The sequence below is a fragment of the Streptomyces sp. NPDC048600 genome, from assembly GCF_055587025.1.
Genome location: NZ_JBVJGZ010000011.1, coordinates 97,601 through 123,134, shown reverse-complemented (window position 1 = coordinate 123,134; position 25,534 = coordinate 97,601). Strand labels below are relative to the sequence as shown.

Annotated in this window: 20 protein-coding genes and 1 pseudogene; 16 read left to right on the top strand and 5 right to left on the bottom strand. The window is 72.4% G+C overall.

Going from position 1 to position 25,534, the window contains the following annotated elements:
* Positions 1-31: 31 nt before the first annotated feature.
* The 6 genes from ACZ6SQ_RS17300 (at position 32) to ACZ6SQ_RS17275 (ending at position 7,261) form a co-directional block, all read left to right on the top strand.
* Positions 32-538 (top strand): NADH-quinone oxidoreductase subunit J, encoded by a 507-nt coding sequence (locus ACZ6SQ_RS17300; protein WP_469562672.1) that lies wholly within the window; start codon positions 32-34, stop codon positions 536-538.
* Positions 535-840, top strand: coding sequence for an NADH-quinone oxidoreductase subunit NuoK (gene nuoK, locus ACZ6SQ_RS17295; protein ID WP_386382507.1), 306 nt, complete (start codon positions 535-537; stop codon positions 838-840). Before ACZ6SQ_RS17300 ends, nuoK begins: the two co-directional genes overlap by 4 nt.
* Positions 837-2,759: an NADH-quinone oxidoreductase subunit 5 family protein gene (locus ACZ6SQ_RS17290; RefSeq protein WP_469562411.1), complete on the top strand. Its 1,923-nt coding sequence runs from the start codon at positions 837-839 to the stop codon at positions 2,757-2,759. Before nuoK ends, ACZ6SQ_RS17290 begins: the two co-directional genes overlap by 4 nt.
* A gap of 5 nt (positions 2,760-2,764) precedes the next feature.
* A complete protein-coding gene (locus tag ACZ6SQ_RS17285; protein ID WP_469562410.1) occupies positions 2,765-4,273 on the top strand; it encodes a complex I subunit 4 family protein in 1,509 nt (502 codons plus the stop codon).
* A gap of 5 nt (positions 4,274-4,278) precedes the next feature.
* On the top strand, positions 4,279-5,706 hold the full coding sequence (locus ACZ6SQ_RS17280) for an NADH-quinone oxidoreductase subunit N (RefSeq protein WP_469562668.1): 1,428 nt from the start codon (positions 4,279-4,281) through the stop codon (positions 5,704-5,706).
* Positions 5,707-5,848: 142 nt separating this feature from the next.
* On the top strand, positions 5,849-7,261 hold the full coding sequence (locus tag ACZ6SQ_RS17275; protein ID WP_469562408.1) for a VWA domain-containing protein: 1,413 nt from the start codon (positions 5,849-5,851) through the stop codon (positions 7,259-7,261).
* A 102-nt stretch (positions 7,262-7,363) separates the two neighbouring features.
* Here the strand turns inward: ACZ6SQ_RS17275 and ACZ6SQ_RS17270 are convergent.
* Positions 7,364-7,586: pseudogene (locus tag ACZ6SQ_RS17270) on the bottom strand (PPOX class F420-dependent oxidoreductase); the annotation flags it as partial.
* 162 nt (positions 7,587-7,748) lie between these two features.
* On the opposite strand from ACZ6SQ_RS17270, the gene ACZ6SQ_RS17265 reads away from it, so the two are divergent.
* The 4 genes from ACZ6SQ_RS17265 to ACZ6SQ_RS17250 all read left to right on the top strand — a co-directional run bounded on the left by ACZ6SQ_RS17265 (position 7,749) and on the right by ACZ6SQ_RS17250 (position 11,891).
* Positions 7,749-8,651 (top strand): hypothetical protein, encoded by a 903-nt coding sequence (locus ACZ6SQ_RS17265; RefSeq protein WP_469562405.1) that lies wholly within the window; start codon positions 7,749-7,751, stop codon positions 8,649-8,651.
* A gap of 234 nt (positions 8,652-8,885) precedes the next feature.
* A complete protein-coding gene (locus ACZ6SQ_RS17260; RefSeq protein WP_386382489.1) occupies positions 8,886-9,278 on the top strand; it encodes a hypothetical protein in 393 nt (130 codons plus the stop codon).
* On the top strand, positions 9,275-11,077 hold the full coding sequence (locus ACZ6SQ_RS17255) for a caspase family protein (protein ID WP_469562403.1): 1,803 nt from the start codon (positions 9,275-9,277) through the stop codon (positions 11,075-11,077). Before ACZ6SQ_RS17260 ends, ACZ6SQ_RS17255 begins: the two co-directional genes overlap by 4 nt.
* Positions 11,078-11,225: 148 nt before the next feature.
* On the top strand, positions 11,226-11,891 hold the full coding sequence (locus ACZ6SQ_RS17250) for a GntR family transcriptional regulator (protein ID WP_469562400.1): 666 nt from the start codon (positions 11,226-11,228) through the stop codon (positions 11,889-11,891).
* A gap of 48 nt (positions 11,892-11,939) precedes the next feature.
* On the opposite strand, the gene ACZ6SQ_RS17245 is transcribed toward ACZ6SQ_RS17250, so the two are convergent.
* Both ACZ6SQ_RS17245 and ACZ6SQ_RS17240 read right to left on the bottom strand, forming a co-directional pair.
* Positions 11,940-12,164 (bottom strand): cold shock domain-containing protein, encoded by a 225-nt coding sequence (locus tag ACZ6SQ_RS17245; RefSeq protein WP_469562398.1) that lies wholly within the window; start codon positions 12,162-12,164, stop codon positions 11,940-11,942.
* A 29-nt stretch (positions 12,165-12,193) separates the two neighbouring features.
* A complete protein-coding gene (locus tag ACZ6SQ_RS17240; RefSeq protein ID WP_469562396.1) occupies positions 12,194-13,621 on the bottom strand; it encodes an amidohydrolase family protein in 1,428 nt (475 codons plus the stop codon).
* Positions 13,622-14,409: 788 nt separating this feature from the next.
* Here ACZ6SQ_RS17240 and ACZ6SQ_RS17235 point away from each other — a divergent pair.
* From ACZ6SQ_RS17235 to ACZ6SQ_RS17210, 6 genes are read left to right on the top strand one after another with little or no spacing between them, the layout of a single operon-like run.
* The gene (locus ACZ6SQ_RS17235; protein WP_469562394.1) at positions 14,410-16,056 is read left to right on the top strand and encodes a sensor histidine kinase; all 1,647 of its coding nucleotides are present in this window, start codon (positions 14,410-14,412) and stop codon (positions 16,054-16,056) included.
* Positions 16,053-16,457 (top strand): roadblock/LC7 domain-containing protein, encoded by a 405-nt coding sequence (locus ACZ6SQ_RS17230; protein WP_389334816.1) that lies wholly within the window; start codon positions 16,053-16,055, stop codon positions 16,455-16,457. The genes ACZ6SQ_RS17235 and ACZ6SQ_RS17230 overlap by 4 nt, the downstream gene beginning before the upstream one ends.
* Positions 16,454-16,801, top strand: coding sequence for a DUF742 domain-containing protein (locus ACZ6SQ_RS17225; protein ID WP_469562391.1), 348 nt, complete (start codon positions 16,454-16,456; stop codon positions 16,799-16,801). Before ACZ6SQ_RS17230 ends, ACZ6SQ_RS17225 begins: the two co-directional genes overlap by 4 nt.
* The gene (locus ACZ6SQ_RS17220) at positions 16,782-17,408 is read left to right on the top strand and encodes a GTP-binding protein (protein WP_469562388.1); all 627 of its coding nucleotides are present in this window, start codon (positions 16,782-16,784) and stop codon (positions 17,406-17,408) included. The genes ACZ6SQ_RS17225 and ACZ6SQ_RS17220 overlap by 20 nt, the downstream gene beginning before the upstream one ends.
* The gene (locus tag ACZ6SQ_RS17215) at positions 17,405-18,622 is read left to right on the top strand and encodes a cytochrome P450 (protein WP_469562385.1); all 1,218 of its coding nucleotides are present in this window, start codon (positions 17,405-17,407) and stop codon (positions 18,620-18,622) included. The genes ACZ6SQ_RS17220 and ACZ6SQ_RS17215 overlap by 4 nt, the downstream gene beginning before the upstream one ends.
* Positions 18,623-18,624: 2 nt before the next feature.
* On the top strand, positions 18,625-19,851 hold the full coding sequence (locus ACZ6SQ_RS17210) for a cytochrome P450 family protein (RefSeq protein ID WP_469562383.1): 1,227 nt from the start codon (positions 18,625-18,627) through the stop codon (positions 19,849-19,851).
* 61 nt (positions 19,852-19,912) lie between these two features.
* On the opposite strand, the gene ACZ6SQ_RS17205 is transcribed toward ACZ6SQ_RS17210, so the two are convergent.
* Together ACZ6SQ_RS17205 and ACZ6SQ_RS17200 are read right to left on the bottom strand one after the other, a co-directional pair.
* Complete coding sequence (locus ACZ6SQ_RS17205) at positions 19,913-21,118, bottom strand: glycoside hydrolase family 64 protein (protein ID WP_469562380.1); 1,206 nt, start codon at positions 21,116-21,118, stop codon at positions 19,913-19,915.
* 125 nt (positions 21,119-21,243) lie between these two features.
* Positions 21,244-25,527, bottom strand: coding sequence for a CHAT domain-containing protein (locus ACZ6SQ_RS17200; RefSeq protein WP_469562378.1), 4,284 nt, complete (start codon positions 25,525-25,527; stop codon positions 21,244-21,246).
* Positions 25,528-25,534 lie beyond the last annotated feature (7 nt).

The following is a 25,534-nucleotide window of genomic DNA, read 5'->3' as shown; positions in this document are numbered from 1 at the left end:
GCTCGCCCTGCCGGCCGTGGCCGGTGCGGTCATGGTGTTCCGGTTCGACTCCATGGCGCGGGCGACGTTCGCCCTGCTCACCTCGCTGCTGTGCGTGGGCGGAGAGGTGCTGCTGCTCGGACTGGACTACCTCGGTGTCGTGATCGTGCTGATGATGACGATCGAGATGGCCCTCATGGCGGTGTTCATGGTGATGTACATGATGAATCCGGCCGGGCTCATGCCGATGACCATGCTCCACAACAAGCAGGGCGCGGCCTGGATCTGCGCGGCGCTCTTCGTCCTGCTCGCCGCGGGGATCGTTCTCGCGCCCTGGCCGCCGCGGCGCGGCGGGCAGTCGGCCGACCCGGCCATGGACCTCGGCCTGTCGCTGATGGGTCCTCAGATGCTGACCATGATGACCCTGGGACTCGCCCTGTTCGCCACCATCGTCGCGAGCGTCGTCCTGGCCACCCGCCGGGGCCGCTACGACCGGTTCGGCGACGACCTGAAGGCGCGGACGGCCGACGACCCGGTCCGCGGAGGGATCGGCCGATGAACCTGGAGCTGTTCCTGCTGCTGGCCGCCGCGCTGTTCAGCGTCGGCCTGTTCGGCGCGCTCACACAGCAGTCGATCGTGATGCTGATGATGGGGCTCGAACTGATGCTGGGCGGCATCATCGTCGGCGCGGCGGCCGTCTGGCACTACATCGCCCCGGCCGCCGCCGACGGACAGGTACTGGTGGTCCTTGCCGTCACGGTGATGGCCGTGGAGATGGCTCTCGGATTCGCCGTGGTCACCGCGCTGTTCCGGGCGCGCGAGGTCGACATGACCGACATGGCGGCGGAGCTGAGGGAGTGAGCGCGTTGCTGTGGGCGCTCGTCGCGCTGCCGCTGACGGTGGGCACGCTGCTCGCGGCCGTGGGCCGTCCGGCGGACCGGTACGCGCCCGGCGTCGCGGTCGGCACCACGGTCACCGCGCTCGGCCTCGCCGTCACGGTCGCCTTCGAGCACCCCCGGGCCGAGGCACCGCTGCTGGAGGGGCTGCCCGCCGGGCTGGCGGTCGACGGTCTGTCGGGCCTCATGGCCGTCACCGTCACGGCGGTGAGCTCGGCAGTCCTCCTCTTCGGCGTCGCGGACATCGCACCGGGCGAGCCACGCGCCCGCTTCTTCGGGCTGATGCTGCTGTTCACCGGGGCGATGCTGACGACGGTGACCGCGACCACCCTGACCGTGCTGCTGATGGCATGGGAGGTCATGGGCGCCACGTCCTGGGCGCTGATCGGCTACTGGTGGCGCGACCCCGAACGCGGCGCCGCCGCCAACACGTCCTTTCTCACCACCCGGGCCGCCGACCTCGGCCTCTACCTCGCCGCCGGAGCCGCCCTGGCCGGCGGATCCGCCGAGTCCCTCGGCCTCGACGCGCTCCCCGACCTGACCGGCGCCTGGGCGGACGTCGTCACCGCCGGTGTGATCGCGGCCGCGTTCGGCAAGTCCGCCCAACTTCCGTTCAGCTTCTGGCTGTCCAGAGCCATGCAGGGCCCGAGCCCGGTCTCCGCCCTGCTGCACTCGGCGACCATGGTCGTGGCCGGGGCGTATCTGCTGCTGCGGCTGGAGCCGCTGCTCGCGCGGTCCGGCTGGGGCGGGCCCGTGGTGGCGTGGACGGGAGCGGTGACGGCGGTGGCGCTCGGCCTGGTCGCCGTCGCGCAGACCGACCTCAAGCAACTGCTCGCCGCCTCGACCTGCGCCCAGATCGGCTTCATGGTGCTCGCCGCCGGGGCGGGAGCGGTCACCGGCGGAACCCTGCAGCTCATCGCGCACGCCGCCGCGAAGAGTCTCGCCTTCCTCGTCGCGGGCGCCTGGCTGACGGCGCTCGGCACCAAGGCACTCCCGGCGCTGCGGGGCGCCGCCCGGCGGTACCGCACGGCCGGGATCACGTTCGGCGTCGCGGCCCTGTCCCTCGCCGGGGTCCCGCCCCTGGCGCTCTGGGCGGCCAAGGACGTGCTCCTCGCCGGAGCCCTGGAGGACAGCACGGCGCTGTACGCCGTCGGGCTGGCCGCCGCGGTGATCTCCGCCGCCTACAGCGCCAAGGCCCTGTGGTTCGTCTGGCGGCCCGCTCCCGCCGCGCACGACGGTGACCGGCCTGCCGTGTACGACCGGGACCGGCCCGCGCCGCACGACGGTGACCATCCCGAATGGCACGACCGTGACCGGCCCTCGCCGTACACCGCGCGGCTGCCGCTGATCGTTCTCGCCGTCGCCTGCGTCGCCCTCACGGTCACGTCCTTCCCGCCGGTACGGGACGCGGTCGACCGGGTGCTCGGCGTCGGTCCGCAAGCCGCCCCGCACGCAGGAGAGTTCGTCGTCTCCGGCGCCCTCGCGGTCACCGTCTGCGCCGTGGTCTGGGTCCGCGGTCCGCGGCTCCTCGCCCTGCCCGGCCGGGCCGACGCGTGGGCCTCGCGGTGGCTGCGCCTGGAAACCGTCGCGGACCGGCTCCTGGTCCGCCCGGTGCTGCGCCTGGCCGGTCTGCTCGCCGCCCTCGACGACCGGGTCCTCGACCGCGCCGTCGAGGGCACCGCCCGCGGCTCGGTCCGGCTGGCGCGATGGACCGACGCCCGGGTGGAGGTGCTCGTCGACGGCGCCGTGGAGGGCGTGGCGGCCGGTGCCCGGGTGCTCGGGCGCTGGGCGCGCCGGCCGCAGACCGGGCAACTGCACCAGTACCTCGCCCAGGCGGTCGCCGCCTTCACCCTGCTCGCCGTCGTCCTCGTCCTCGTGAGGTGACCGCCGTGCTCACGGCCATCGTCCTGCTGCCCACCGCCGTCGCGGCCCTTCTGCTGTGCGTGCCGCGCGGCGCGCCCGCCGCCCTGTTCCGGTGGATCTGGACGGCGACCGCCGCCGCCGACCTGATCCTGACGGTGATCGTCTGGGCGGGCTACCAGCAGGGCGGCGGGATGCAGTACGAGACCCGGGCACGCTGGATCCCCAGCGCGGGCATCAGCTACCACGTCGGGGTCGACGGCCTGTCCCTGCCGCTGGTCGCCGTCACCTGCGTGCTGTTCCTCGCCTGCGCGCTCTACGCCCGGCGCGAGACGCGACGGCCCAGGGAGTTCGCCGCCCTGTTCCTGTTCCTCCAGACCACCTGCCTCGGCCTCTTCGTCGCCCTCGACCTGATCCTGTTCTTCGTGTTCTTCGACCTGTCCATCGTGGCGATGTACTTCGTCATCGCCGGGTGGGGACACCGGGGCGCCGCGCGGGCCGCGCTGAAGTTCTTCCTCTACACCTTCACCGGCTCCCTCGCCCTGCTGCTCGGCTTCATCGGCCTCTACCTGGCCGCCGACCCGCACACCTTCGACATCGTCGAGCTGACGGCCGCCGACCCCCTGGCCGGGCGCGCGACGTACGGCGCCCTCGTCCTGCTCGCCGTCGCCGTCGGACTCGCGGTCAAGACACCGACCGTGCCCTTCCACACCTGGCTGCCGCCCGCCCACACCGAAGCCCCGGCCGCGGGGTCCGCGATCCTCGCCGGGGTGCTGCTGAAGATGGGCACCTACGGGTTCCTGCGCGTCGCCATGCCCGTCCTGCCCGACGCCTGGCGGGAGTACGCGCTCGTCCTCGTCGTCATCGGCGTCGTCTCCGTGCTCCACGGCGCGCTGGTCGCCCTCGCCCAGACCGACTTCAAGCGCATGATCGCGTACACCTCCGTCAACCACATGGGCTACATCGTCCTGGCGATCGGCGCGGCCGGTGCCGTCGGCACCGGGCCGGAGGAGGCGCGCCGCCTCGCCGTCACCGGCTCCGTCTTCCAGATGGTCAGTCACGGGCTGCTGACCGGCGCCCTGTTCCTGCTGTCCGGCGTGCTGTACGAGCGCGGACGGACGTACCGGATGTCCGCCTACTCCGGCATCGCCGGACGGGCCCCCGTGTTCGCCGCGCTGACCGGACTGGCCGCCTTCGCCTCGCTGGGGCTGCCGGGGTTCTCCGGGTTCATCGCCGAGTTCCAGATCCTCACCGGGAGCCTGGGGCCGCGGCCGGTGGCCACGGGAATCGCCGTGCTCGGGATCCTGCTCACCGCGGGCCTGTTCCTGCGCGCCCTCCAGCAGATGCTCCTCGGGCCGCTCCGGCTGCCGCTCGCCGCGCCGGGCACCGACCGGCCGTTCCCGGACATCCGCCTGCACGAGGGTCTCGCGATCGTCCCGCTCCTGGCCCTGGGCGTCGTCCTCGGCCTCGCTCCCCGGTTCGTCCTGGACGTCGTCGAACCCGCCTCGCGCACCCTGCTGGAGCTGCTCGCGCGATGAACGAGATGACCGGGATGAACGAGAACCCCGTCGACCTCCTGCCCGAAGTCCTGCTCGCCGCCTCGGCCGTGCTCGGCCTGCTGCTCGGCGCATGGCTGCCGCGTCACCGCCAATGGCTGACCGGGGCCCTGGCCGGCGTCGCCTGCACCGCGGGGATCGTCGCCGCCGCGACGGCCGCCGGCCCCGTGGAGACGGCCTTCGGCGAGTCCTTCGCGCTCGACACGCTCACCGCCACCGGCAGGATCGTCATCCTCGGCGCCACCCTCCTCGTCCTCGCCCTGGCCGCGCCGCGCGTACGCGCCCACCCGCGCGAGACGGAGTTCTACGTCCTTCTCCAACTCGCCGTCGCCGGAGCGCTGATGATGGCCGGAGCCCAGGACCTGCTCCTCCTCGCGGCCGGCTACCTCCTGGCCAGCGTCCCCGCCTACGCGCTCACCGGGTTCCGCAAGGACGCCCCCGGAACCGAGGCGGCGCTCAAGTACTACGTCGTCGGCGCGCTGCTCGGCGTGCTGATGCTCACCGGCGTCACCGTCCTGCTCGCCGCCGGGCGCACCACGGCGTACCCCTCGCTGCGCATCGCGCTCGCCGAGGCACCGACCGCGCTGGTGGCCGCCGGTGCGATCCCCCTGCTCGCCGGTGTCCTGTTCAAGGCCGGAGCCGTGCCGGGCCACTTCTGGGTACCGGACGCCGTCCAGGGCAGCGCGGCGCCCGTCGCCGCGTTCCTCACCACGATCCCCAAGATCGGCGCCCTCGTGGCCTTCTACCGGCTCGGCGCCGTGCCGCTCTCCGGGGCCGGTCTGCCGTGGGGCGATCTGGTGGCCGTGCTCTCGGTCGCCTCGATGACCCTGGGCAACCTGGCCGCGTTCTTCCAGCGGGACGTCAAACGCCTGCTCGCGTACTCCGCGATCAGCCAGGTCGGCTACCTCCTGCTCCCCGTGGCCGTCGCCGGGCGCGCCGAACTCGACCAGGAGGCGCTGCTGTTCTACCTGGCCGCCTACGCGCTGACCAACCTCGGGGCCTTCGCCGTCGTCTGCGCGCTGCCCGGCGCCCGGACCGTCGAGGACTACCGTGGCCTGGCCCGGACGCACCCGGCCCTGCCGGCGGCTCTCGTCGTCTGCCTGCTGGGCCTGGTGGGCACGCCCCCGACCGCCGTGTTCCTCGGCAAACTGGAGGTCTTCAGCGCGGCCGTCGACGGCGGCTACGCCTGGCTGGTGGTCGTCGCGGCCGTGAACACGGTGGCCTCCCTCTTCTACTACCTGAGGTGGATCGCGCCGGCGTTCGTGGCGCGCGCGGACGGCGGGGGCGTGGCGGGCCCGGGTGCGACGTCACGGTCGGCCGCCGTGGTGGCGTACGGGGCGGCGGCCGGATCCGTCGTCCTCGGGCTGCTCGGCGGGGCCGTACTGGACGTGGTGGGCGGACCGCTGGTGCGCTGACGGACACACCCGGACACACGTGCAGGGGTGTGCGCACTGTGTCCGGGCCGTGGCCGGTCAGCCGACGCACGGTCAATCCGACCCCGGGGAAACCCGTGCCCCAGGGGTGCCCGAGCGCCGCCGACTCGGCAGACTGGGCCCCATGACAGCGCGATCCATGAGCAAGGGCTCCAACCTGCCGGTGGCCCCCTCCGTCGTCCGTGCCGAACTCAGCTGGTCCGAGCGTGGTGGCGGGCCGGACGTCGACGCGTCGGCCCTGCTGCTGACCGAGGCCGGACGGGTCCGTGACGACGGCGACTTCGTCTTCTACAACCAGCCCCGGCACACCTCCGGCGCCGTGACCCACATCGGCAAACGAGCCGTCGGCGGGGTCATGACCGACACGGTCGAGGTGAACCTCGGCGTGCTGGAGGGCGGCATCGCGCGCGTGATGCTGTGCGCGTCGGCCGACGGCGGCACCTTCGGCCAGGTCACCGGTCTCACCCTGAGGCTCCTGGACGCCGCGGGCCACGCCGAGATCGCCCGGTTCGAGATGACGGCCGGCACGGAGACGGCGTTCATCGGCGGTGAGCTCTACCGGCGCCAGGGGAGCTGGAAGTTCCGGGCCGTCGGCCAGGGCTACGCCTCCGGACTCGCGGGCCTGGCCACCGACTTCGGGATCACCGTCGACGAGGAACCTCCGGCCGCGGTCACCCCGCCCCCGGCGGCCACCGTCACTCCGCGCCCGGCAGCCGTCCAGCCGCCGCCCGTCCCGGCGGCTCCGACGCCGTCGGCTCCGGCATCCGGTCCCCGCCTGTTCAAGGGCGAGGAGCAACTCCCCGTGGACATGCGCAAACGGCTGTCCCTGCGCAAGGAACAGGTCGCGGTCAGCCTCAGGAAGCACGGCGCGACCGGCGTCACCGCACGGGTGATCCTGGTGCTGGACGCCTCCGGCTCGATGTCGTTCCTGTACTCGGGCGGCGTGGTGACGGACGTCGTGGAGCGGATGGCGGCGGTCGCGGCACAGCTCGACGACGACGGCGAGATGCAGGCCTGGACCTTCGCCAGCAACCCGGCCCGGCTGCCGGACCTGCGGCTGGGCGAGCTCCCCGAGTGGCTGCGCCTGCATGTGCGGGTGGGGGAGATCGGTCTGCTCCGGCGCAAGAAGCCCAGGAGGGGAATGGAGCCGGGGCAGGTCGACATGCGGGCGGTCGGCATCCAGAACGAGGAGCAGAAGGCGATCGCCGAGGTCAGGGCGTATGTGCGGGAGAACCCGGCACCGGTCGGCACTCTTGTGCTGTTCTTCTCCGACGGCGGCGTCTACCGCGACGCGGCGATCGAGAAGGAACTGCGCGAGGCGGTCGAGGAGCCCATCTTCTGGCAGTTCGTCGGCCTCGGCCGCTCCAACTACGGTGTCCTGGAACGGTTCGACACCCTGCCCGGCCGACGCGTCGACAACGTGGGCTTCTTCGCGGTGGACGACATCAGCACCGTCCCGGACCAGGAGCTCTACGACCGGCTGCTGTCCGAGTTCCCGTCCTGGATCACCGCCGCCGGCCGGGCGGGAATCCTCTGACCCGGGTCCCCACCACGGTTCCCGCCACGACCGTCCGTCCGGCCACGGCCCCGGTGGCCGGCCCCGCCGCGGTCGGCCGGGCACCAGCGGACCGTCGTCCCATCCGTCGACGTCGAGCGCCGTGCCGTGGAGCCGGTCCACCTTCAGCCCGGCGACCACCCGGCGCTCGGCGACCGACTCCTCCAGGAACGCGGCTTCGTCCTCGGGCCGCGCGGCCTCGGGGATCATCCCGAGCAGCTCCCGCCCGACCGCGTCCCCGGGAACCGCGGTGACGTCCGAGACCTCGGCCTCGCCCGGCGACGGCGAACGACCCCACATCGCCGCCTGCGTTCAGTCATGAACTGGCCGCGTCGCGACCGGTCGCCTCCTTCGGATCGGTGGTGATCGCGATACCGTCGTGCCGTGCGCCCCGTCCCGGCCCGCCGGTGAAGGCGCTGGTCCTGAGAGTGCCGATGCCGTCACCCGTCCGCGGTCCGATTGGAGAGTCGTGTCTGACGCAGAGTCTCGCGCGGAGGCCCGGATCGCGCCGGTGCGGGACGACGTACACGGACGCGTGGCGCTGGCACGGGACTTCTACACGGACTCCTCCGGACCCCTGCGCCGCTACGGCCACGCGGAACTGAGCTTTCTGCGCTGGTCCGCAGCGCGGGGAGTGCTCGCGCCGGAGTTCTCGGACCCTCCGGGCAGCGCGTGGTGGCGTTCCGTCAACGAGGAGCTTCTCAGGGACAAGGTGGAGGCGAGCCTGCTGTGCGCCGGCGTTCGAGGCGAGCCGCGCTCGAAAAGCGTCGAGTACTGGATGCGGTGCATCCGCTCTCCCTCGCCCGCCTCCTGGTACCGCGCCCACAACGCCAGCATCGTGTCCGGCTACCTCCGCCACGAGGACCTGGCGGCGGCCGAGTCGCAGGTGGAGCGATTCATGATCAACGTCGCCCTGCTGCGTGTCCTGTTCACCCACGCCATGCTCGTGGAACCGCGGCTGGCACTGGGGCGGTTGGCCGGGTTCGGGCCCCGGCTGGTGGACCCGCGCTCCCGGACGGTGAAGTGGTTCCTCGACCTCGGCCGCTCGTTTCCGTCCGAGTACCCGGTGATCACGCCCACCAGGGAGACCATCCTCGACGAACACGCCATCGCCCGGATGCTCGACTACGGGGTGATCGCCCCGCGTCTGCCGGCGCTGTACGAGTTCTCGGCCGTGGCACTCGACGAGCCACGTCTGCCGGGTCTGCTGGACGGGGGTGTTCCCGCCTATGTCTGGCGGCCGGAGGAGAGATCCCTCTGGTACGTCGGCAACACGGGCCCCCATCTGCGCGTCATCGCCCGCGCGACCGGGGAACGTCTCCTCTGGCAGCCGTCCCCGGCGGCACACCGCGCTCCGTGGAAGCGCAAGTGACCGTTGCCCGACGGCGTCACCGTACCCGGGTCGCCGGCTCGGCACCCGCACGTAGGTTGAACGGACAATCGGACCGTTGAACGAGTAATCGTACGGTTGAACCGTGAAATTCATTCCGTCCTCGGCGACTTGCCGCCCGGCTCTGAGCAGCACAAACTGGAAATGATGACGTAGAGCCACCGAGGGCCCGACTCTGCGCCGCCCCGACGAGCACGTAGCAAAGGGGCTGACCCGGTGGAGAACACACTGCACATCCTCCTCACCGAAGAGGACGCGGAAGCCGAACGCGTCGAGGAACTGACCGGCTATCTGCGCGACGAACTGCTCGATCTCGACGTGGACGACGTCACGGCGCTCCCCGGCGGGGAGGTCCCTGCCGGAGCACGGGCCGTGGACGTCACGCAGATCGGTGCCCTGCTGGTGAGCCTGGGCAGCTCGGCGACCGCCCTGAACCAGGTGATGACCGTGATCCGGTCGTGGCTCGGACGGCGCCAGGACACCCATCCTTCCCTGCGTCTCCAGATGGGCGAGGACGTCCTGGAGGTGTCCGAGGCGACCGACGATCAGGTCGCCGAGGCGTTCAGGATCTTCGTCCAGCGCCACTCCGTCGCCGGAGCCGAACCATGACGGATTCCAGACACGCGATGATCATCGCCAACGACCGGTACGCCGACCAGGGACTCAAGAAGCTGAAGGCCCCCGCGCAGGACGCCGCGGCGCTCGAGAGGGTGCTGCACGACCCGCAGATCGGCGACTTCGAGGTGGAGGTCGTGCACAACGCCTCGGCCGACCTGATGCGCAGACGCATCCAGCGCTTCTTCATCGACCGGCGTCGCGCCGACACACTCCTGCTGCACTTCTCCTGCCACGGCCTCAAGAGCGAGTCCGGCGAACTGTACTTCGCCGCCAGCGACACCGAGCCCCCGCTGCTGGCCGCCACGGCCGTCGCCTCCCAGTTCGTCCGCAGTTGCATGTCCGGCACCCGGGCGGGCCGCACCGTCCTGTTCCTCGACTGCTGCTACGGCGGCGCGTTCTCCCGGGGATCGGCCTCGGTGCGCGCGTCCGGGGACGTCAACGTCCTGGAGTCCTTCGCGAAGGAGGAACCGGCCACCGGGCGGGGCTGGGCCGTCATCACCGCGTCCGACTCCATGGAGTACGCCTTCGAGGGCAGCCAGCTCGCCGAGAACTCCGGCCCGCGGCCCTCGCTGTTCACCCACGCGGTGGTCGAGGGCCTGGAGACCGGCGAGGCCGACCTGGACGCCGACGGTAATGTCTCGCTCGACGACCTGTACGAGTACGTCTACCGGCACGTACGGGAGCAGAACCCCCATCAGACGCCCAAGAAGGCGGCGGAGATGCACGGGGAACTGGTTCTGGCCCACAGCCGCCGCGGGCGTATCAAGATCGTCGCCGTTCCTTCGCCGACCTCCCTCCAGGCGGCCATGAACAGCGAAGACGTCATCACACGGCAGGGCGCCGTGATGGAACTGCGCAAACGGCTTCTGCGCCCCGAACTGCCCATGGCGGAAGGCGCGCGTCAGCATCTGGAGGAGGTCGCGCGCAACGACATCCAGCAGATCGCCGACCTGGCGTCCGACGCCCTGAGCGAGATCCGGCTGGCCCCGTCCCCCGACCGCCTCGACTTCGGCCGCGTGCCGATCGGATCGCCCTCTCGCAAACTGTCCGTGACGATGCAGGGCCCGCCGCTGGCCCGCCACTGCCTGGCCCAGCCCAAACAGTCCTGGCTCAGGGTCGATCCGACCCGTGACGGCCTCGAGGTCCACGTCGCCCCGACCGCCGAGGGGCCCCTGTCCGGCGAGGTGGTGCTGAAGGGCGTGGCCGACGAGTCGGTGATCCGCGTCCAGGCGGTGGCCGGCCCGACCCCCGAGCCCGGCGCCGGCCACTCGGACGACGTCACAAGAGAGATGCCCAAGCCGGACAGCGAGCGGGAGACGGTGGTCGTCGCGCCCCCGCGCATCCCGCCCCAGCCCGGGAAGCCGCCCCGGACCACCCCGGACGTGACACGCACGGAGCCGCCCTCCCCGTCCCGCCGCGCCGTTGTCCTGGCCGGTGCCGCGCTCGCCCTCGCAGTCACGGCGGTGCTCACCCTCGTATGGGCTGTCCAGGCAGCTGCAGTGGCCATCGCGGAGCGGAGCGACCAAGGACACCAGGGCAACATCGAGGACAGCATCCGAGATCACGGAGCCCTCCCGCCGCTCACCGTGTGTCTGATCACCGCAGCGGTGGCGCTCGTCGTGGGCGCGTTCGCCCGGCACGATGTGGCGGTACGGCGGGAGCACTACACGGAACGGGCCGCGAGCGGCACGCACACGATGACCGCGATCACGAAGGGCCTGGCCGTTCCGGCGCTGATCCTGGCCGTCGTCATCGTCATCACCTACCTGGTGGGCAGCGCCCATTGGTGACGGCCGGCGCATCCCCGGCAGTCCCTGCCATGCCACGAGGACGCCAACAGAGGCGCTGCGGCTTCATCGGTCTCGAACAGAAATAACGATTATGAAGTCAGATAGCGATAATCGATAGATTATCGTTCCATTGCTACGATGTCCTGTCATGGCTGGTGAGAAGGCGACTAGAGGCGCGGTCGTGTACGCGCGGATCCGTGAGGACATCTTCCAGGGGACGTTCACGCCGGGGCAGCGGCTGCGTCTGGTGGAGCTGGCGCAGCGCTTCTCCGTCAGCCAGTCGGTGGTGCGTGAGGCACTCACACGGCTGTCGGAGCAGGGGCTCGTGGTGGCCGCTCCGCAGCAGGGCTTCAGCGTGGTGACCGTGTCCGAGCGGGACGTCGAGGAGCTGACCGAGGCCCGGATCGAGATCGAGACGATGGTGCTGCGTCGGGCGGTCGAGCGTGGGGACCTGCGTTGGGAGGCCGACGTGGTGGCAGCCCACCACCATCTGGCCGGTGTGTCGCCGTTGCGGGCGGACGGCAGCATGAACAGCGACTGGTTCGAGGTGCACGAGCGGTTCCATCAGACCCTGCTGGAGGCGTGCGGCAACACACGGCTGCTCGCCGTGGCCGCGGGCCTGCGCGACGCGGCCACGCTGTACCGGCGCTGGACGGTGCCGGTGGGTAAGGACACCGACCGCGACGTGGCGGGCGAACACCAGCGCCTCCTGGACGCCGTACTGCGCAGGGACGCCGACGCGGCGGCCGAACTGCTCGCCGCGCACATCGACCGCACCGCGCAGTCCCTGCGCACGGCCGTCGAGAAGGACTAGTTCCAGGAGGACCTGGAGCGCGCTCCAGATCAAGAGCGGGCGAGCCTGTCAGTCCGACCGGGGCACGATCGACAACGCCCGGTAGTCGTACCCGTCCTGCTGGAAGCCGGGGGCTTCCCACCGCAGGTCGACCCGCTGCTTCGGCGACAGCGTGTGGAAGCCGCGCATCTCGATGTGGGAGTAGTGGGCCCAGCAGCCGCCGGGCGTCTCGGGGGAGTCGAGCACACCCCACCCTTCCTCGTCGTGCCACTCACGGACCGTCGCGATCACCATGCGGGAAGCGTACAAGTCCCGCCGCGGCGTCAGTCGACGGACCGGGCTGCCGCGATGCGGTCCTTGATGCCGGCGAGGGCCTCCGCGGAGTGGTGCGTACCGGCCCGTACGACACCGCTGACGCGGTGCAGGTTGGCGGCGTCGTCCACCGGGTCGGCGTCCAGGAGGACGAGGTCGGCGTTCCTGCCGGGCTCGACGGTGCCCATGGAGTCCGTCCTGTCCAGGAACTCCGCCGCGTCGAGGGTGAGCATCTGGAGCAGTCGCAGCGGCGGGATGCCCGCCTCGGCGAGCAGGTCGATCTCGTCGTGGAGCGCCGCGCCGGGGACGACCCAGACCGCTCCGGAGGAGTCGGTGCCGACGAGCATCCGTACCCCCGCCTCGTCGAAGACCCGCGCCATCCGGTACTCGTAGCGGTGGGAGGCGGCGAGGACGGCCAGCTGCTCAGGAGTGAACCGTTTGCGGAACCGGGCCAGGACGCGGTTCCAGGTCTTCAGGGTGCCTGGAGACATGTAGCGCAGGTCGGGGTCGGTCGCGAACGCGGGGTCGTCGCAGAGCTTGCTGGTCCTCTGCCGGATCAGGGTGGGCACGTGCCAGGTGCCGTCCGCGGCGAAGCGCTCGGCGAGTTCGCGGGTGCGGCCGTCGTCGTAGGTGCGCGCGGCGTGGTCCACGACCGCGATGTCCTCGGGCTTGTTGAGGAGGACCGGGTTGAGCACCACACGCCGCATGATCGCGTTCACGGCCCGGTCCATGAACGGCAGCCCGACGCCGGGCAGACTGAGCCGCTGACGCTCGCCCGCGGCCTGCTGGACGGCGTGTTCCTCGGTGGAGCAGCACGCCAGGACGCCGAGGCCCGAGCCGAAGTGCTCGATGGACTTCATGCCGATGCGCGAGGCCCGCAGAACGTCGATGCCGCCGGGAAGATGGCCGACGATCGGCACCCCGAGCCGCAGGGCCTCGGCCTGGGCGTCGAAGAAGCGCTCCTTGGTCATCGCGGCGGACTTCACGAAGTCAGCGCCCGCCTCGACCTGTTCGCGAACGGTCGCGGCGGCCTGTTCCGCGGTGGCCGTGTTGAGCATCGTCAGTAGCGGTCCGGGCATGGCGAGCAGGGCCGGTGACGCCTGCGGGAAGACCAGCCGGCCCGTGGCACGCGCCCCCAGCAGGGCGAGGTCGCCGGACATCTGGCGGTAGCCGGTGATGCCGTGGGCGAGCATGAGCTCGAGGGCAGCCGCCACGTCGCCGCCGCGGCCCAGCGGGTGGGCGTGCATGTCGTTGTAGCCGGGGACGAGGTAGCGGCCGCGCGCTTCGACGACGGCGGCGCCGACGGGTGCGGCGAGCCCCGGTCCGACAGCGGTGATCACACCGTCCTGGACCAGCACGTCGGTCCCGGGCCGACCGGAGCCGGTGCGGGTGTCGACGACCGTCGCGGAGCGCAGGAGCAGGGAGGGAGGCTGGGACACGTTCGGGTCTTTCTTCGTGGCTCGGGTGTTACCGCGTCGGCGTGGTGAACCGGCGTCGGCGTCGCGAACTGGCGTCGGCGCGCGCAGGGAGGCCGGCGCACGGTCGGCGACGGACCTGCGGAACCGTCGGACCGGCCTGCGTATACGACATGGCCTGCGCATACGACATGGCGGGCGAGTACGACGTGGCGGACGCGGTGGCGGCCACCGCGGCCACCGCGGCCGCCAGGGATGTCTCCAGTGCTGCCTCCGGGAACGCGGGTACCGGGCCGACGCGCCGCTCACCGCACATTGCGTGTGCGGCTGCCGGGTCTCCTCACTATGAAGAGACTCCGGCCGCTCCTCGGCACTGGGCCGGGAGACCAAGACTGACCGGTCCGACTGGTCCGGGGGGCAGGACGCACGCGCATTGGTCCGGCGGGCCAGTTTCCGCGGCCGGGATTGTGACGCCGGACCCATGACAGCGGGGCGGCCGGGGCGTGGAATCGCCTGAGCCGCCCCCGGCCCGCAACACAGAGAGGCCCCCGTTCCTCTCGCGCACCCACGCCGTCCGCCGCCGCCACGCCGCAGCAGCCCGGCGCCACCCATGGGACAGCCCCCTCCGCCCCACCCGTTCAAAAGTTTCCTCTCGCAATTCCCCATTAGGGCAAGCGAATCCCTCACTCTCGAACACGAACTCTCGTATAGTGACGCCCGGTTGAGCGATCTTGGCGCTCAATCACGCAACTCCGAAACCCTCCTGGACCTATTCGAAGCCGCTCTCGACGCGGCCACCGAGGACCCGACTGATGACCGCGTACGCCCTTTCCGGCGATCAACCGGCCGTGAAGCCACTGCTCCTCACCGCGGCGACGACCGCGGTCGTGTCGGCCGCCGCCGTCGGCTGGGCGGTCTCCGCCCTACCGCTGTCCGCTCGGGCACCCGTGGGATGGGGCGGTGGCGTGGCCGCGGTCGTGCTGTGCGTCGCCGTCACCGTCGCCGTGCACGGACTGCGTGCCGCGCGGTCGGCCCGCGCCCGGACGCGGACGCTGGAGGAGGAGGCAGCCAGGCTGGCCGGCGCGCACGCGAGCCTCACCGCCCAGTGGCAGCAGGAACGGCAACGCGAGACACGGTCAGCCGACACCGAACGCGCCGCGCTGCTCGCCCAACTGGCCCGCGAACGCGACGAACTGGCCCGGCGGACCGAGGCCGAACGGGCCGCGCTGCTCGCCGAGTCCGCCCGGGAACGGGAAGGACTGGTCCGCCAGGCCGAGGCCGAGCGCGCCCGACTGGAGGACGAGGTGCGCAGCCTGTCCGCCGAGGCGGACCGTGCCGTGTCCGACCGTGCCGCCGCCCTCTCCGCGACCGCCAACGCCGCCGCCCGGATGCAGGCGCTCGCCACCGGCACCCTGGCGGACCTCAGGGCGATGGAGGAACGGCACAGCGACGAGGACGTGCTCGCCGACCTGCTGCACCTCGACCACCGCACCGCCCAGGCCGGCCGTCTCGCCGACTCCGTCGCCGTGCTCACCGGCGCCCGCACCGGCCGTCGCTGGGCGCGCCCCATCGCCATGGAGTCGGTCCTGCGCGGCGCGATGGGACGGATCAGCGGCTACCAGCGCGTCCGACTGCACGCGGTGACCGGCACGGCGGTCGTCGGCCACGCGGCGGAGGGCGTCATGCACGCGCTGGCCGAGATCCTGGACAACGCCGCCAACTTCTCGCCGCCCAGCGCCGAGGTGCACGTCTACGTCGAAGAGGTACCGGCCGGGGTCATCGTCTCCGTCGAGGACTCCGGGCTCGTCATGAGCGACATCCAGCTGCGCCGGGCGGAGCAGGCCGTCGCCGGCGACATGTCCGAGCTGGGCGGCCTCACCGGCACCCGGCTGGGGCTGGCGGTGGTCGGCCGGCTGGCCCGCAAGCACGGGCTGAAGATCTCCTTCCGTCCCTCGGCCCGCGGCGGCACCGGCGTTCTCGCGCTGATCCCCCAGGACATCCTCACCCAGGCGCCCGCGGTCCGGCTCCCCGCCCCGGACGCCAAGGCGCCCGCGGCGCGGGCGGCCGTGCCCGCCGTCGGCACCGAGGTCGCCGAACAGCACGAGCCGGCCCGGAGCGAGACCGAGCAGCCCGTGCGCTCGCCGGGCGGCCTGCCGAAGCGCCGCCGCGGACGTACCCTCGCCGCCGCCGAACGGTCCCGCGCCGTGCCGCAGGCCGACGCGCCGCGCACCGGCGCGGCCGAGGACATCAGGACCAGGGCGACGCGCTTCGGGGAGTTCCGCCGCGCGATCCGCTCGGCCGAGTCCGCCTCGGAGAGCACCGGACAGCACCGGATCCCGGGACCGCCCGACGGCCCCGACGCGGCGCCCCCTTCCCACGGCCCCGACGCAGCCACCCGTTCCCACGCCCCCACCCCCCGGGCGACCTCCTCCGACCCGGAAGGCGACACCACCTCATGACCGGCACCACCGTCGACGAGAAGCTCACCTGGCTGATCGAAGGGCTCCTGGAGCGCACGCCGGGCGCTCGGCACGCACTCGTGCTGTCCCGGGACGGACTGAAACTCTGCCGCACCGGCGAGCTGACGGTCGATCAGGCGGATCAGCTCGCGGCCATCGCGGCCGGCATCCAGTCCTTGTCGCACGGCGCGTCCGTCGAGTTCGGCGACGGCAGCGGTGGAGTGCGGACGTCGATGACGGAGTTCTACGGCGGCACCCTGTTCATCGTCGAGGCCGGTGACGGCGCCCACCTCGCGGTGGTGACCACCGAGGACGCCGAACCGGGCCTGGTCGGGCACAACATGAGCGAACTGGTGGAGCAGCTCGGAGAGCACCTGACCGCCCAGCCGCGCACCTCATGAGGCGACCCGGCAGGGACGACGCCCCGGACCGCCTCTACACCCTGACCGGAGGCCGCAGCCGTTCCGCGCCGGACAGCCCGTTCGACCTGGTCACCCTGGTGGTGGCGGAGAGCGAACCGGCGCCCGGCATGCAGTCGGAGCACAAGGCGATCCTGCGCATGGCCGGGGCACCCACGGCCGTGGTGGAGATCGCCGCGGAGCTGGGCCTGCCGGTGAGCATCACCAGGATCCTCCTGTCCGACCTCCACGACGCGGGACGCGTCAGCGCGCGCCACCCCCGTACCTCCGCCCTTCCCGACCCCGACCTCCTGGAGCAGGTGCTCGTTGGACTCCGCAGCCTCTGACACCCGCACCCCGCTGCGTGCCTCCGCCGACAACGGTCTGAAGATCGTCGTCGTCGGCGGGTTCGGCGTCGGCAAGACGACCATGGTCCGGTCCGTCAGCGAGATCCGTCCCCTCAACACCGAGGAGACGATGACGCAGGCCGGCGAGAGCGTCGACGACATCAGCGAGGTACGTGGGAAGACGGCCACCACCGTGGCCTTCGACTTCGGGCGCATCAGCCTCGACGCCCGCAATGTGCTCTACCTGTTCGGGGCGCCGGGCCAGGAGCGCTTCTGGTTCTTGTGGGACCGGCTGTTCTCCGGCACCCTCGGCGCCGTCGTCCTGCTCGACGCCCGCCGCATCGAGGACTCCTGGTACGCCATCGACCGCCTGGAACGCCACGGCACGCCGTTCATCGTGGCCTGCAACGACTTCGGCGGCCCCCGGCACGACGTCGCGGACGTCCGTGAGGCGCTGGACCTCGACCCCCGCGTGCCGATCGTCGAGTGCGACGCCCGCCTGCGCGAGTCCGCCAAGCAGGTTCTGATCACCCTGGTCCAGCACATCCAGCAGCAGCTCGGCAACCGGGCCGAACCGATCGCCACGCCCCTCCGGGAGACCGTGTGACCTCCGACGCCGTCCCGCTCAGCGGATCCCGCTTCCAGACCGAACCGGCCCGCCTGTACCGGGAGATACGCCGCGACCACGGCCCCGTGGCCCCCGTCCTGCTGGACGGCGGTGTCCCCGCCTGGCTGGTGGTCGGCTACCGCGAACTGCATCAGGTGACCGGCGACCCGGTGCTCTACAGCCGTGACTCCAGTCTGTGGAACCAGTGGGACAGTATCCCCGCCGACTGGCCGCTGCTGCCGATGATCGGCCGCGACCAGCCGTCGATCCTCTACACCGTGGGCGAACGGCATCACGAGCGCGCAGGCATGATCGGCAAGGCCCTCGCCGGCGTCGAACCCGCGGTGCTGCGCCGTCACTGCGAGCACTTCGCGGACGAGCTGATCGACGCGGTGTGCTCGACCGGCTCCGCCGACCTGGTGGGGCAGTACGCGATGCTGCTGCCGGTCCGCGTACTCGCCAGGCTGTACGGCTTCTCCGACGACCGGAGCAGCACACTCGTCACCGCGCTCAACGACATGATCGACGGCCGGGAGCGCGCCCTCGAAGGCCAACGGCATCTGGCCACCTCCATGGCCGAACTGGTGGCGCGGCGCGCCGCGGAGCCCGCCGACGACGTGGTCTCCCGGATGCTCGCCGCACCCGGCGGCTTCACCGAGGAGGAGGTCATGCAGGACCTCATGGTCATGACGGCGGCGGGCCACCAGCCGACCGCCGACTGGATCGGCAACTCGCTGCGGCTGATGCTGACCGACGACCGGTTCGCGGCCTCCCTGTTCGGCGGGCGGCACAGCGTCGCCGAGGCCATGAACGAGGTCCTGTGGGAGGACACCCCCACACAGAACGCCGCCGGACGCTGGACCTCGCGGGACACCCAGCTCGCCGGACGCCACATCAAGGCCGGTGACCTGCTCCTGCTCGGCCTCCAGGGCGCCAACGCCGACCCGCAGATCCGTACCGACACCTCCGAGCTGACCGGCGGCAACAGCGCCCACTTCTCCTTCGGCCACGGCGATCACCGCTGCCCCTTCCCGGCCCAGGAGATCGCCGAGGTGATCGCCCGCACCGCCATCGAGGTCGTGCTGGACCGGCTGCCCGACATCGATCTCGCCGTACCCGCCGAGTCCCTGACCCGTCGTCCCTCCCCCTGGCTGCGGGGACTGACGGAACTGCCCGTGCGGTTCACACCCACCCCTGCCCTGGGAGGCAACTGACCATGACGACCGGCACAGCGGATGTACGCATTCCCCTGGACCCCTTCGTCAGCGACCTGGACGGCGAGAGCGGCAAGCTGCGCGCGGCGGGCCCGCTGGCCCCGGTCGAGCTGCCCGGCGGCGTTCCCATGTGGGCGGTCACCCGGCACGCCGAGGCGAAGGCCCTGCTCACCGACGCCCGGCTGGTGAAGGACATCGACCGGTGGAGCGCCTGGCGGCGCGGCGAGATCCCCGCGGACTGGCCCCTGATCGGCCTGGTCAACCCGGGCCGGTCGATGCTGACCGTGGACGGCGCGGACCACCGGCGGCTGCGCACCCTGGTCGCCCAGGCCCTCACGCCCCGGCGGGTGGAGGAGATGCGCGGGCGGATCACCGAACTCACGGAGGGCCTGCTGGACGCCCTGCCGGCCGACGGCGAGGTCGTCGACCTCAAGGCCGCCTTCGCCTACCCGCTGCCCATGTACGTCGTGGCCGACCTGATGGGCATCGACGAGAGCCGGCTGCCCCGGCTGAAGGTGCTGTTCGAGAAGTTCTTCTCGACGCAGACCCCGCCGCAGGAGGTGATCGCCACCCTGACCGAGCTGGCCGGGATCATGGCCGAGACGGTCGCGGCGAAGCGGGCGGCACCGGGCAACGACCTGACCAGCGCGCTCGTCCTCGCCTCGGAGGACGGCGACCGCCTCACCGACGAGGAGATCGTCGCCACGCTCCAGCTGATGGTCGCCGCCGGGCACGAGACCACGATCTCCCTGATCGTCAACGCGATCGTCAATCTCTCCACGCATCCCGACCAGCGCGCCCTGGTGCTGTCCGGAGAGGTGCCGTGGTCGGCGGTCGTCGAGGAGACGCTGCGCTGGTCCACCCCGACCTCGCACGTCCTGATCCGGTTCGCCACCGAGGACGTGCCCGTCGGCGACAAGGTGATCCCCGCCGGGGACGCGCTGATCGTGTCGTACGGCGCGATAGGCCGCGACGAGCTGGCCCACGGCCCGACGGCCGGTGACTTCGACGTCACCCGCGAGATCACCACCCGTCACATCTCCTTCGGGCACGGCCCGCACGTCTGCCCGGGAGCGGCGCTGTCCCGGCTGGAGGCGGCGGTGGCGCTGCCCGCGCTCTACGCCCGTTTCCCGGAGCTCGACCTCGCCGTGCCCGCGTCGGCCCTGCGCAACAAGCCCGTGGTGACCCAGAACGACCTCTTCGAACTGCCGGTCCGACTCACGGCCTGAACCACGAAGCGCGCCCCGGCGGTGTGCGGCACACCGCCGGGAACGCTGCCTTCCTCGCCCCCTAGTCGAACGGGTCGAGGGTGACGTACGCCTGCTGCGGCGATCCGTCGTGCACCAGCGACTCGTGGGCGCCGACGTCGTCGAAGGCGAAGGCGTACGCCTTGCCGTCGGCCATCTGGGCGTGGATCTTGCGTGCGTAGTGGTTGGTCACCGGGTCCTGGTAGAAGCCGGCCGACGAGGTGTCCGGCTGGTTGGGGTTGGTGAGCAGCGTGGAGCGGTTGAACCCGGCGCACAGGGTGCGGGAGATGGGGCCGCGGACCAGGTCGTTGGGTGCGTCGAGCCGCTTGTAGCAGCCGAAGACACTGTCGGAGTCGGGCTTCTGGAACGAGGTGACGACAGCGCCCGAGCCGTTGGTGAAGTTCATGACGCCGCCGCTGACCCGGCCGTAGTACTTCACCGAGGGCTGGTTCGCGAACGGTGTGACCGTCAGCGTCGACGAGGCGTACTTCGTCCACACGCGGTTGATGTAGTCGTCCATCACACCGGTCGGCAGCGCACCCGCCTCGATGCCGTGGCCCGGGGCGAGGGCGCGCAGCACGGTGCCGTCGGAGCGTGTCTGGATGAGCCCGCCCCAGCCGCCGGGCTGACCGCGCAGGGAGTCGTAGAAGCCCCGGTAGCCGCCCGGCTTGAGGCGGCCGGTGTTCACGACGCTGCCGTTCGGCCGCTTGACGCCGACGGAGTAGGGGGCGGAGAACATGTCGACCTGGGTGCTGTTGAGCCAGATCCCGGAGTCGTTGAGCGTGTACTCGGACCAGTTGAACAGGATGTTCCTGTTGGGGTCGCTCGGGTTCTGGACGGCGGGCTGGACGAGTCCGCCGGTGGCGAGCTTGAAGACCAGCTTCTGTCCGTAGCTGAAGTAGAGGCGGCCGGAGAACTTGGGCAGCCGGATCGTCAGGCTCTGTCCGCGTCCCGGCCCCGCGATGGAGGCGTCGGGCGCGGGGACCGGCACGGGCTGCCCCGCCGGCCAGGGGTGGAACGTGCCACCGGCGTCGGCCCAGCCCTGACGGCCCGTCGCCAGGTCGGTGCCGAGGTTGTAGAGATAGATCTGCTCGCCACGGCCGGAGTTGTTCGTGAACGTGAGCGGAATCGTGGCCGGTACGGCCTCCTCCGCGGCGGTCGAGGGCGTGACGCCGACGGTCGTGCCGATGGCCGAGGCGATCGCCAGGAGGACGAACAGCCTGGTGTTGAGACGTCGTGGGGAACGCATAGGAGCTCCTCCGGGGTGGGGGATCCGTGAGGAATCGAGGTGGGGGGAGTTGCTTCGTGAGAGCGCTCTCAGAATGAGGATGTTGACGTGATCGTGTCAATGGGTGTGCAGGGCCGGACGGATTCTCAGCTGCCTACGTGGTGGTGGGCCGCCCAGGCCGCCGGGTCGTCGGCGTAGTTGACGCGGTTCAGCCGCACGGCGCGGGCCAGGGCGACGGCCGGTTCGTCGGGGACGGCGTCCAGGGCGTCGTAGAACTCGCGGGCCGTGGTCTCGGCGACCGCGTCCGGAGTCCGCCACAGGGTGCCGATCACCCCGGAGAACCCGACGAGCAGGAACGCGGAGGTCAGATGGATCGCCTCGTCGGCCAGGTCCCGGGGCGTGTACGTCGTCTCGCACGCCGAGAGATACGCGAGACGCCCCCAGCCGCCCCGGCGCGCGGCGATCTCGGCGAACGTCAGGTCGAGGTCCGGCAGCAGGAACCTGCTGGCACCCGGGTCGCTCTGGTCCGCCACCGCGTGCAGCGCCAGATGCAGATGAGTGCAGGTGACCAACGCGTCGATGAGGAGGGCGCGTTCGCACTCGGCGAGGTCCAGCGGTTCGACACCCAGCCGGTCCGCGGCGGCCCGGGCCTCGCGGAGCGCGGCGGGCAGCTCCGCGAGTCCGGGCCGGCGCACATCGGCGTGCACGACGGCTGCCACCGCGTGCTGCGGCGCCGCGCCACGGGCCCGCGCGTGGTGCAACGCGGTGACCGTCGGCGTGTACGAGGAAACGGTCCGGTCCACCAGCGACTCCGGCAGCCCCGGCGTGCCGTCCGCCACGGTGCCCGGGGACGTCGCGCGGTCGGCGGGCGGCTCCGCGGCCGTGCCGTCCGGCGGTGACCGCGTGGCGTGCGGGGCCGCCGTCGCGGCGTGCAGCGGCAGTCGGCACAGCGCCTGTGTCGGCACCCACCAGACCCGGGTGTCCGGATGGGGCACCCGCAGTTCGGCGAGGACGGGGGCGGCCACCTCCCGCCACAGCAGGTCGAGTGTCGTGACGACACGCTCGTTGGCCGCGTCGACGTCCTCCTGGGCGGCCCGGGTGTCGAGCGCGGTGACCACGTCCGTGTGGAACACGTCCGCCGCGCGCTCCAGTTCGTCGGCGTCGAGGTCGTCCAGCGGCACGTGCCGCAGTCCCTCGGCGGTGAGCAGCAGCGCGTCGCAGCGGTACTCACTGACGTTGACCACGACGACCGGACCGTGCTCGGCCTCGGCGAGCAGCGAGGCGACCGAGGGCGGCCGCTGGAACCCGGCCTGGCCGGGCAGCGCCCTGATCCGGCGTACGACCAGCTCGAGTTCGGCCTCCAGGTCCCGGCGGCGTTCCCGCTCCCGGCCGGTGCTCCGCGTCGCGGCCGGCTGGTCCGGCAGGGGCAGCGGGGGGTGGTCCAGCCGGTCGAGCGCCTCGCGCAGTTCCTCGAACCGCCGGGCGAGAGCGTCATCGGCGTCGTGGAGTTCCGCGAGGTCGGCACGGATGCCCGAGAGGCGGCCGAGGAGCACCCCACGGCCGAGTTCCAGCAGGCTGAGCGCACGCTCGGGATCGCCGCAGGCCAGGCACATCGCGGCGGCGTCGCTCGCCAGTCCTGCGGCCTCGGCGAGCCGTCGCTGGGCGTCCGGCCGTTCCAGCCGCCGGGGCGTGGCGTCCGGCAGCAGCTCCACGCCGAGGGCGAAGGCCTCCGCGGCGGCTCGCGCGTCGCCCCTGCGCGCCGCGAGCCTGCCCCAGCCGCGGGCCGCGTTCAGCCGGATGCCGGCGGGGCCGGTCCCGGTCAGCGCGGCGGCCCGCAGAGCGTCGTGCGCCTCCGCGAGGTCGGCGGATTCCTGGGCGTCGGGTTCGTCTGTTGGGTCGGTGGGTCTCTCGAGGTCGTGTGTGTCCTCCTGGTCGTCGGCCCCGTCGTCGGCCTCGTGCCGCAGGTTCAGTACATAGGCGAGGTTGGCCAGCGAGCGGGCCAGGTCGGGGTCGTCCGGTGAGGTGTCCGCGACCACACGGCGGGCCAGCAGCACGGCCTCGTCGAGGTCCCCCTCGCCGGACCGGGCGGCCAGGGTGAGCAGCAGACTGCCCCGTACCGCTGTGGCCCGCCAGCCGTCGTCGAGCGTCATCAGGGCGGCACGCGCCGTGTCCACCGCCTCCGTGGCGGCGGCCGTGCGATGCGTCGACGCGTCCCTCGACGATACGTCCCTCAGCGACGAGTCCCTGAGCGAGGTGGCCAGATTGGCGAGCAGGAGCGGCAGATGCGGATCGGCGGGCGCGGTGCTCGCCACGGCCGTGCGCAGACTGACGAGGGCCCGCTCCAGGGTGTCCTGGTCACCGGTCACGCCGTGGTGCGCGTGCAGCGCCAGGCCATGGGCGCCCGCGAGCGTCGCGAGCCGCCGGGGCGCCGGCCCGGCCGCCATCGCCTGCTCCAGAAGCGCGAGGGCCTCCGACAGGTCGCCGTGGACGCCCAGCACCTCGTGGCGTTCCGTGAGGGCGGTGGCCAGATTGCCGAGCAGGCCGGGACGGTCGGGGTGGTCACGCGGGACCAGGCGCAGGGCCTCGCGCTGGAGGTCGATGTCCTCGTCCAGGTCGGCGAGGTCACCGTCGCGGGTGTAGCGCTGGTACAGCTCCCCGCCCAGGTTGCTCAGCCGCAGCGCCCGCTGGTGGGCGGGACCGCCGCCGCGTACGGCGGCCCGGCCGGCGGCGATCGCCTCGTCCAGTTCGTCCGCGGCGCCGTGCAGCCGGGTCCGGGCGGCCAGGGCTGAGCCCAGGTTGGTGAAGTGCATCCCGGCGTCGGGGTGGTCGTCGGCCAGCAGGGCGAGGGCATCGGCGTACCGGCCGATCGCCGAGTCCAGGTCCCTCGGCGAGCCGGTCTCCTCGTGTCGCAGGAGCAGCAGGACACCGAGGTTGCCGATGCGTCCGGCCCGGTCGCCGGGCGGGCCGGTCTCCGTGGCGGCCGCTGCCTCGCCGTACCGGATCGCCTCGGTCAGCAGCTCCGGGTCCTCGCTCAGCCAGTAGCGGCAGCGCAGCACGTCGGAGAGGGTGTCGCGCGCGACGGCGCGCCGCTGGTCGTCGGCCCCGGCCAGGACCAGCGCGGTCCGCGCCGCCTCCTCGGCCTCCTCCGCCACGTCGCTGTCCTCGTGCTGCTCCGCCCAGGCGCACAGCACCGCGGCGGCGATCTGCCATACGTCGGAGCGCGGGTCGCCTGAGGCGGGGGCGGGGGCGGGGGCGGGTGCGGGTCGGGGTTCGGACGTTCGGATCGCCGTGCCGTCGGTGTGGCTGCCTCGTGTGGCGGAGTGGTCCCCTGCCACGAGGGTACCGATTGCCGTGTTGTCGGCGTCGGTTCCGCGCGCGGCGGAGGCGCCCTGCGTTCCGGCGACGGTGGCACCGTCCCCGCCCGCCGACTCCAGATCCAGCGTCGCGGCCTCGGCGGCCGTGGCCTCGCGGACGACGGCGACCGCCTCGGTGAGCGCCCCAGGGTCTCCGGCGTAGTGGCACTCGGTCAGGGCGCCCGCCAGCAGACAGGCCCGCTTGGAGCGCTCCTCGTCGCCCTCGGCCGTCCGCGCCAGTGCCTCGCGTGCCGCGGCGGCGGCCTCGCGCGCCAGGCCCGGATCGCCGGTATCGCCGAAGCGGTAGCGCAGCACCTGGGTGAGTTCGGCGTACTCGTCGGCCGCGTCCAGCCCGTGCTCCTCGCACCGCGCCACCGCGTCGCGTGCCGCGGTCTCGGCCCGGGCGAGCGTCCCGGCCTCGCCGTCGTGCTCGTACAGCAGCCGGTGGGCCTGGGCGAGCTGCAGCGGTGAACCGCCGCCCGCGGCGAGCGACTTCTCGACCAACGTGACGGTCTCCTCGAGGAGCGCGGGGTCGGCGAGGTCGGATCCGGCGCGCAGCAGCAGTCCGGCCACCGACGTCAGGACCATGATCAGGGTCAGCGGGTCGTCCGGGGCGCGCTCCGCCGCCAGGCGCGCCGTGGCGACGGCTTCCCGCAGACGGTCGCTGTCGCCTGTCATCCCGTACAACGCTTCTTGCGCGTCGGCGAGTTGGGCGAGGATCACCGCCTCGTCCGGGCCCGGCTCGTTCGGCGGCGCCTCGTGGCGTGGCCTCTCGTGCCGTGGCCCTTCGTGGGGTGCCGCCTCATCCCCTCCCACCTCGGCCAGAGCCCGCCGCAGCGCCTCCACGGACCGTTCCGCCGCGGCCGGGCCTCCGCCGCGTCGGGCCGACTCGGTGTGCAGTGCGGCGATCCCCTCCAGCAGTGCCACCCGGTGCTCCCGCCCGGCGGACCCGAGGGCGGTTTCGAGGAGGCCGACGGCCCGGTCCGTGCGGCGCGGGAAGCGGCCGTCGACGGTGGCCCGGCGGGCGCGCCACAACGCCAGTGCGAGACGCGGCCGACGAAGAACGAACGGTTTCACGGCGGTG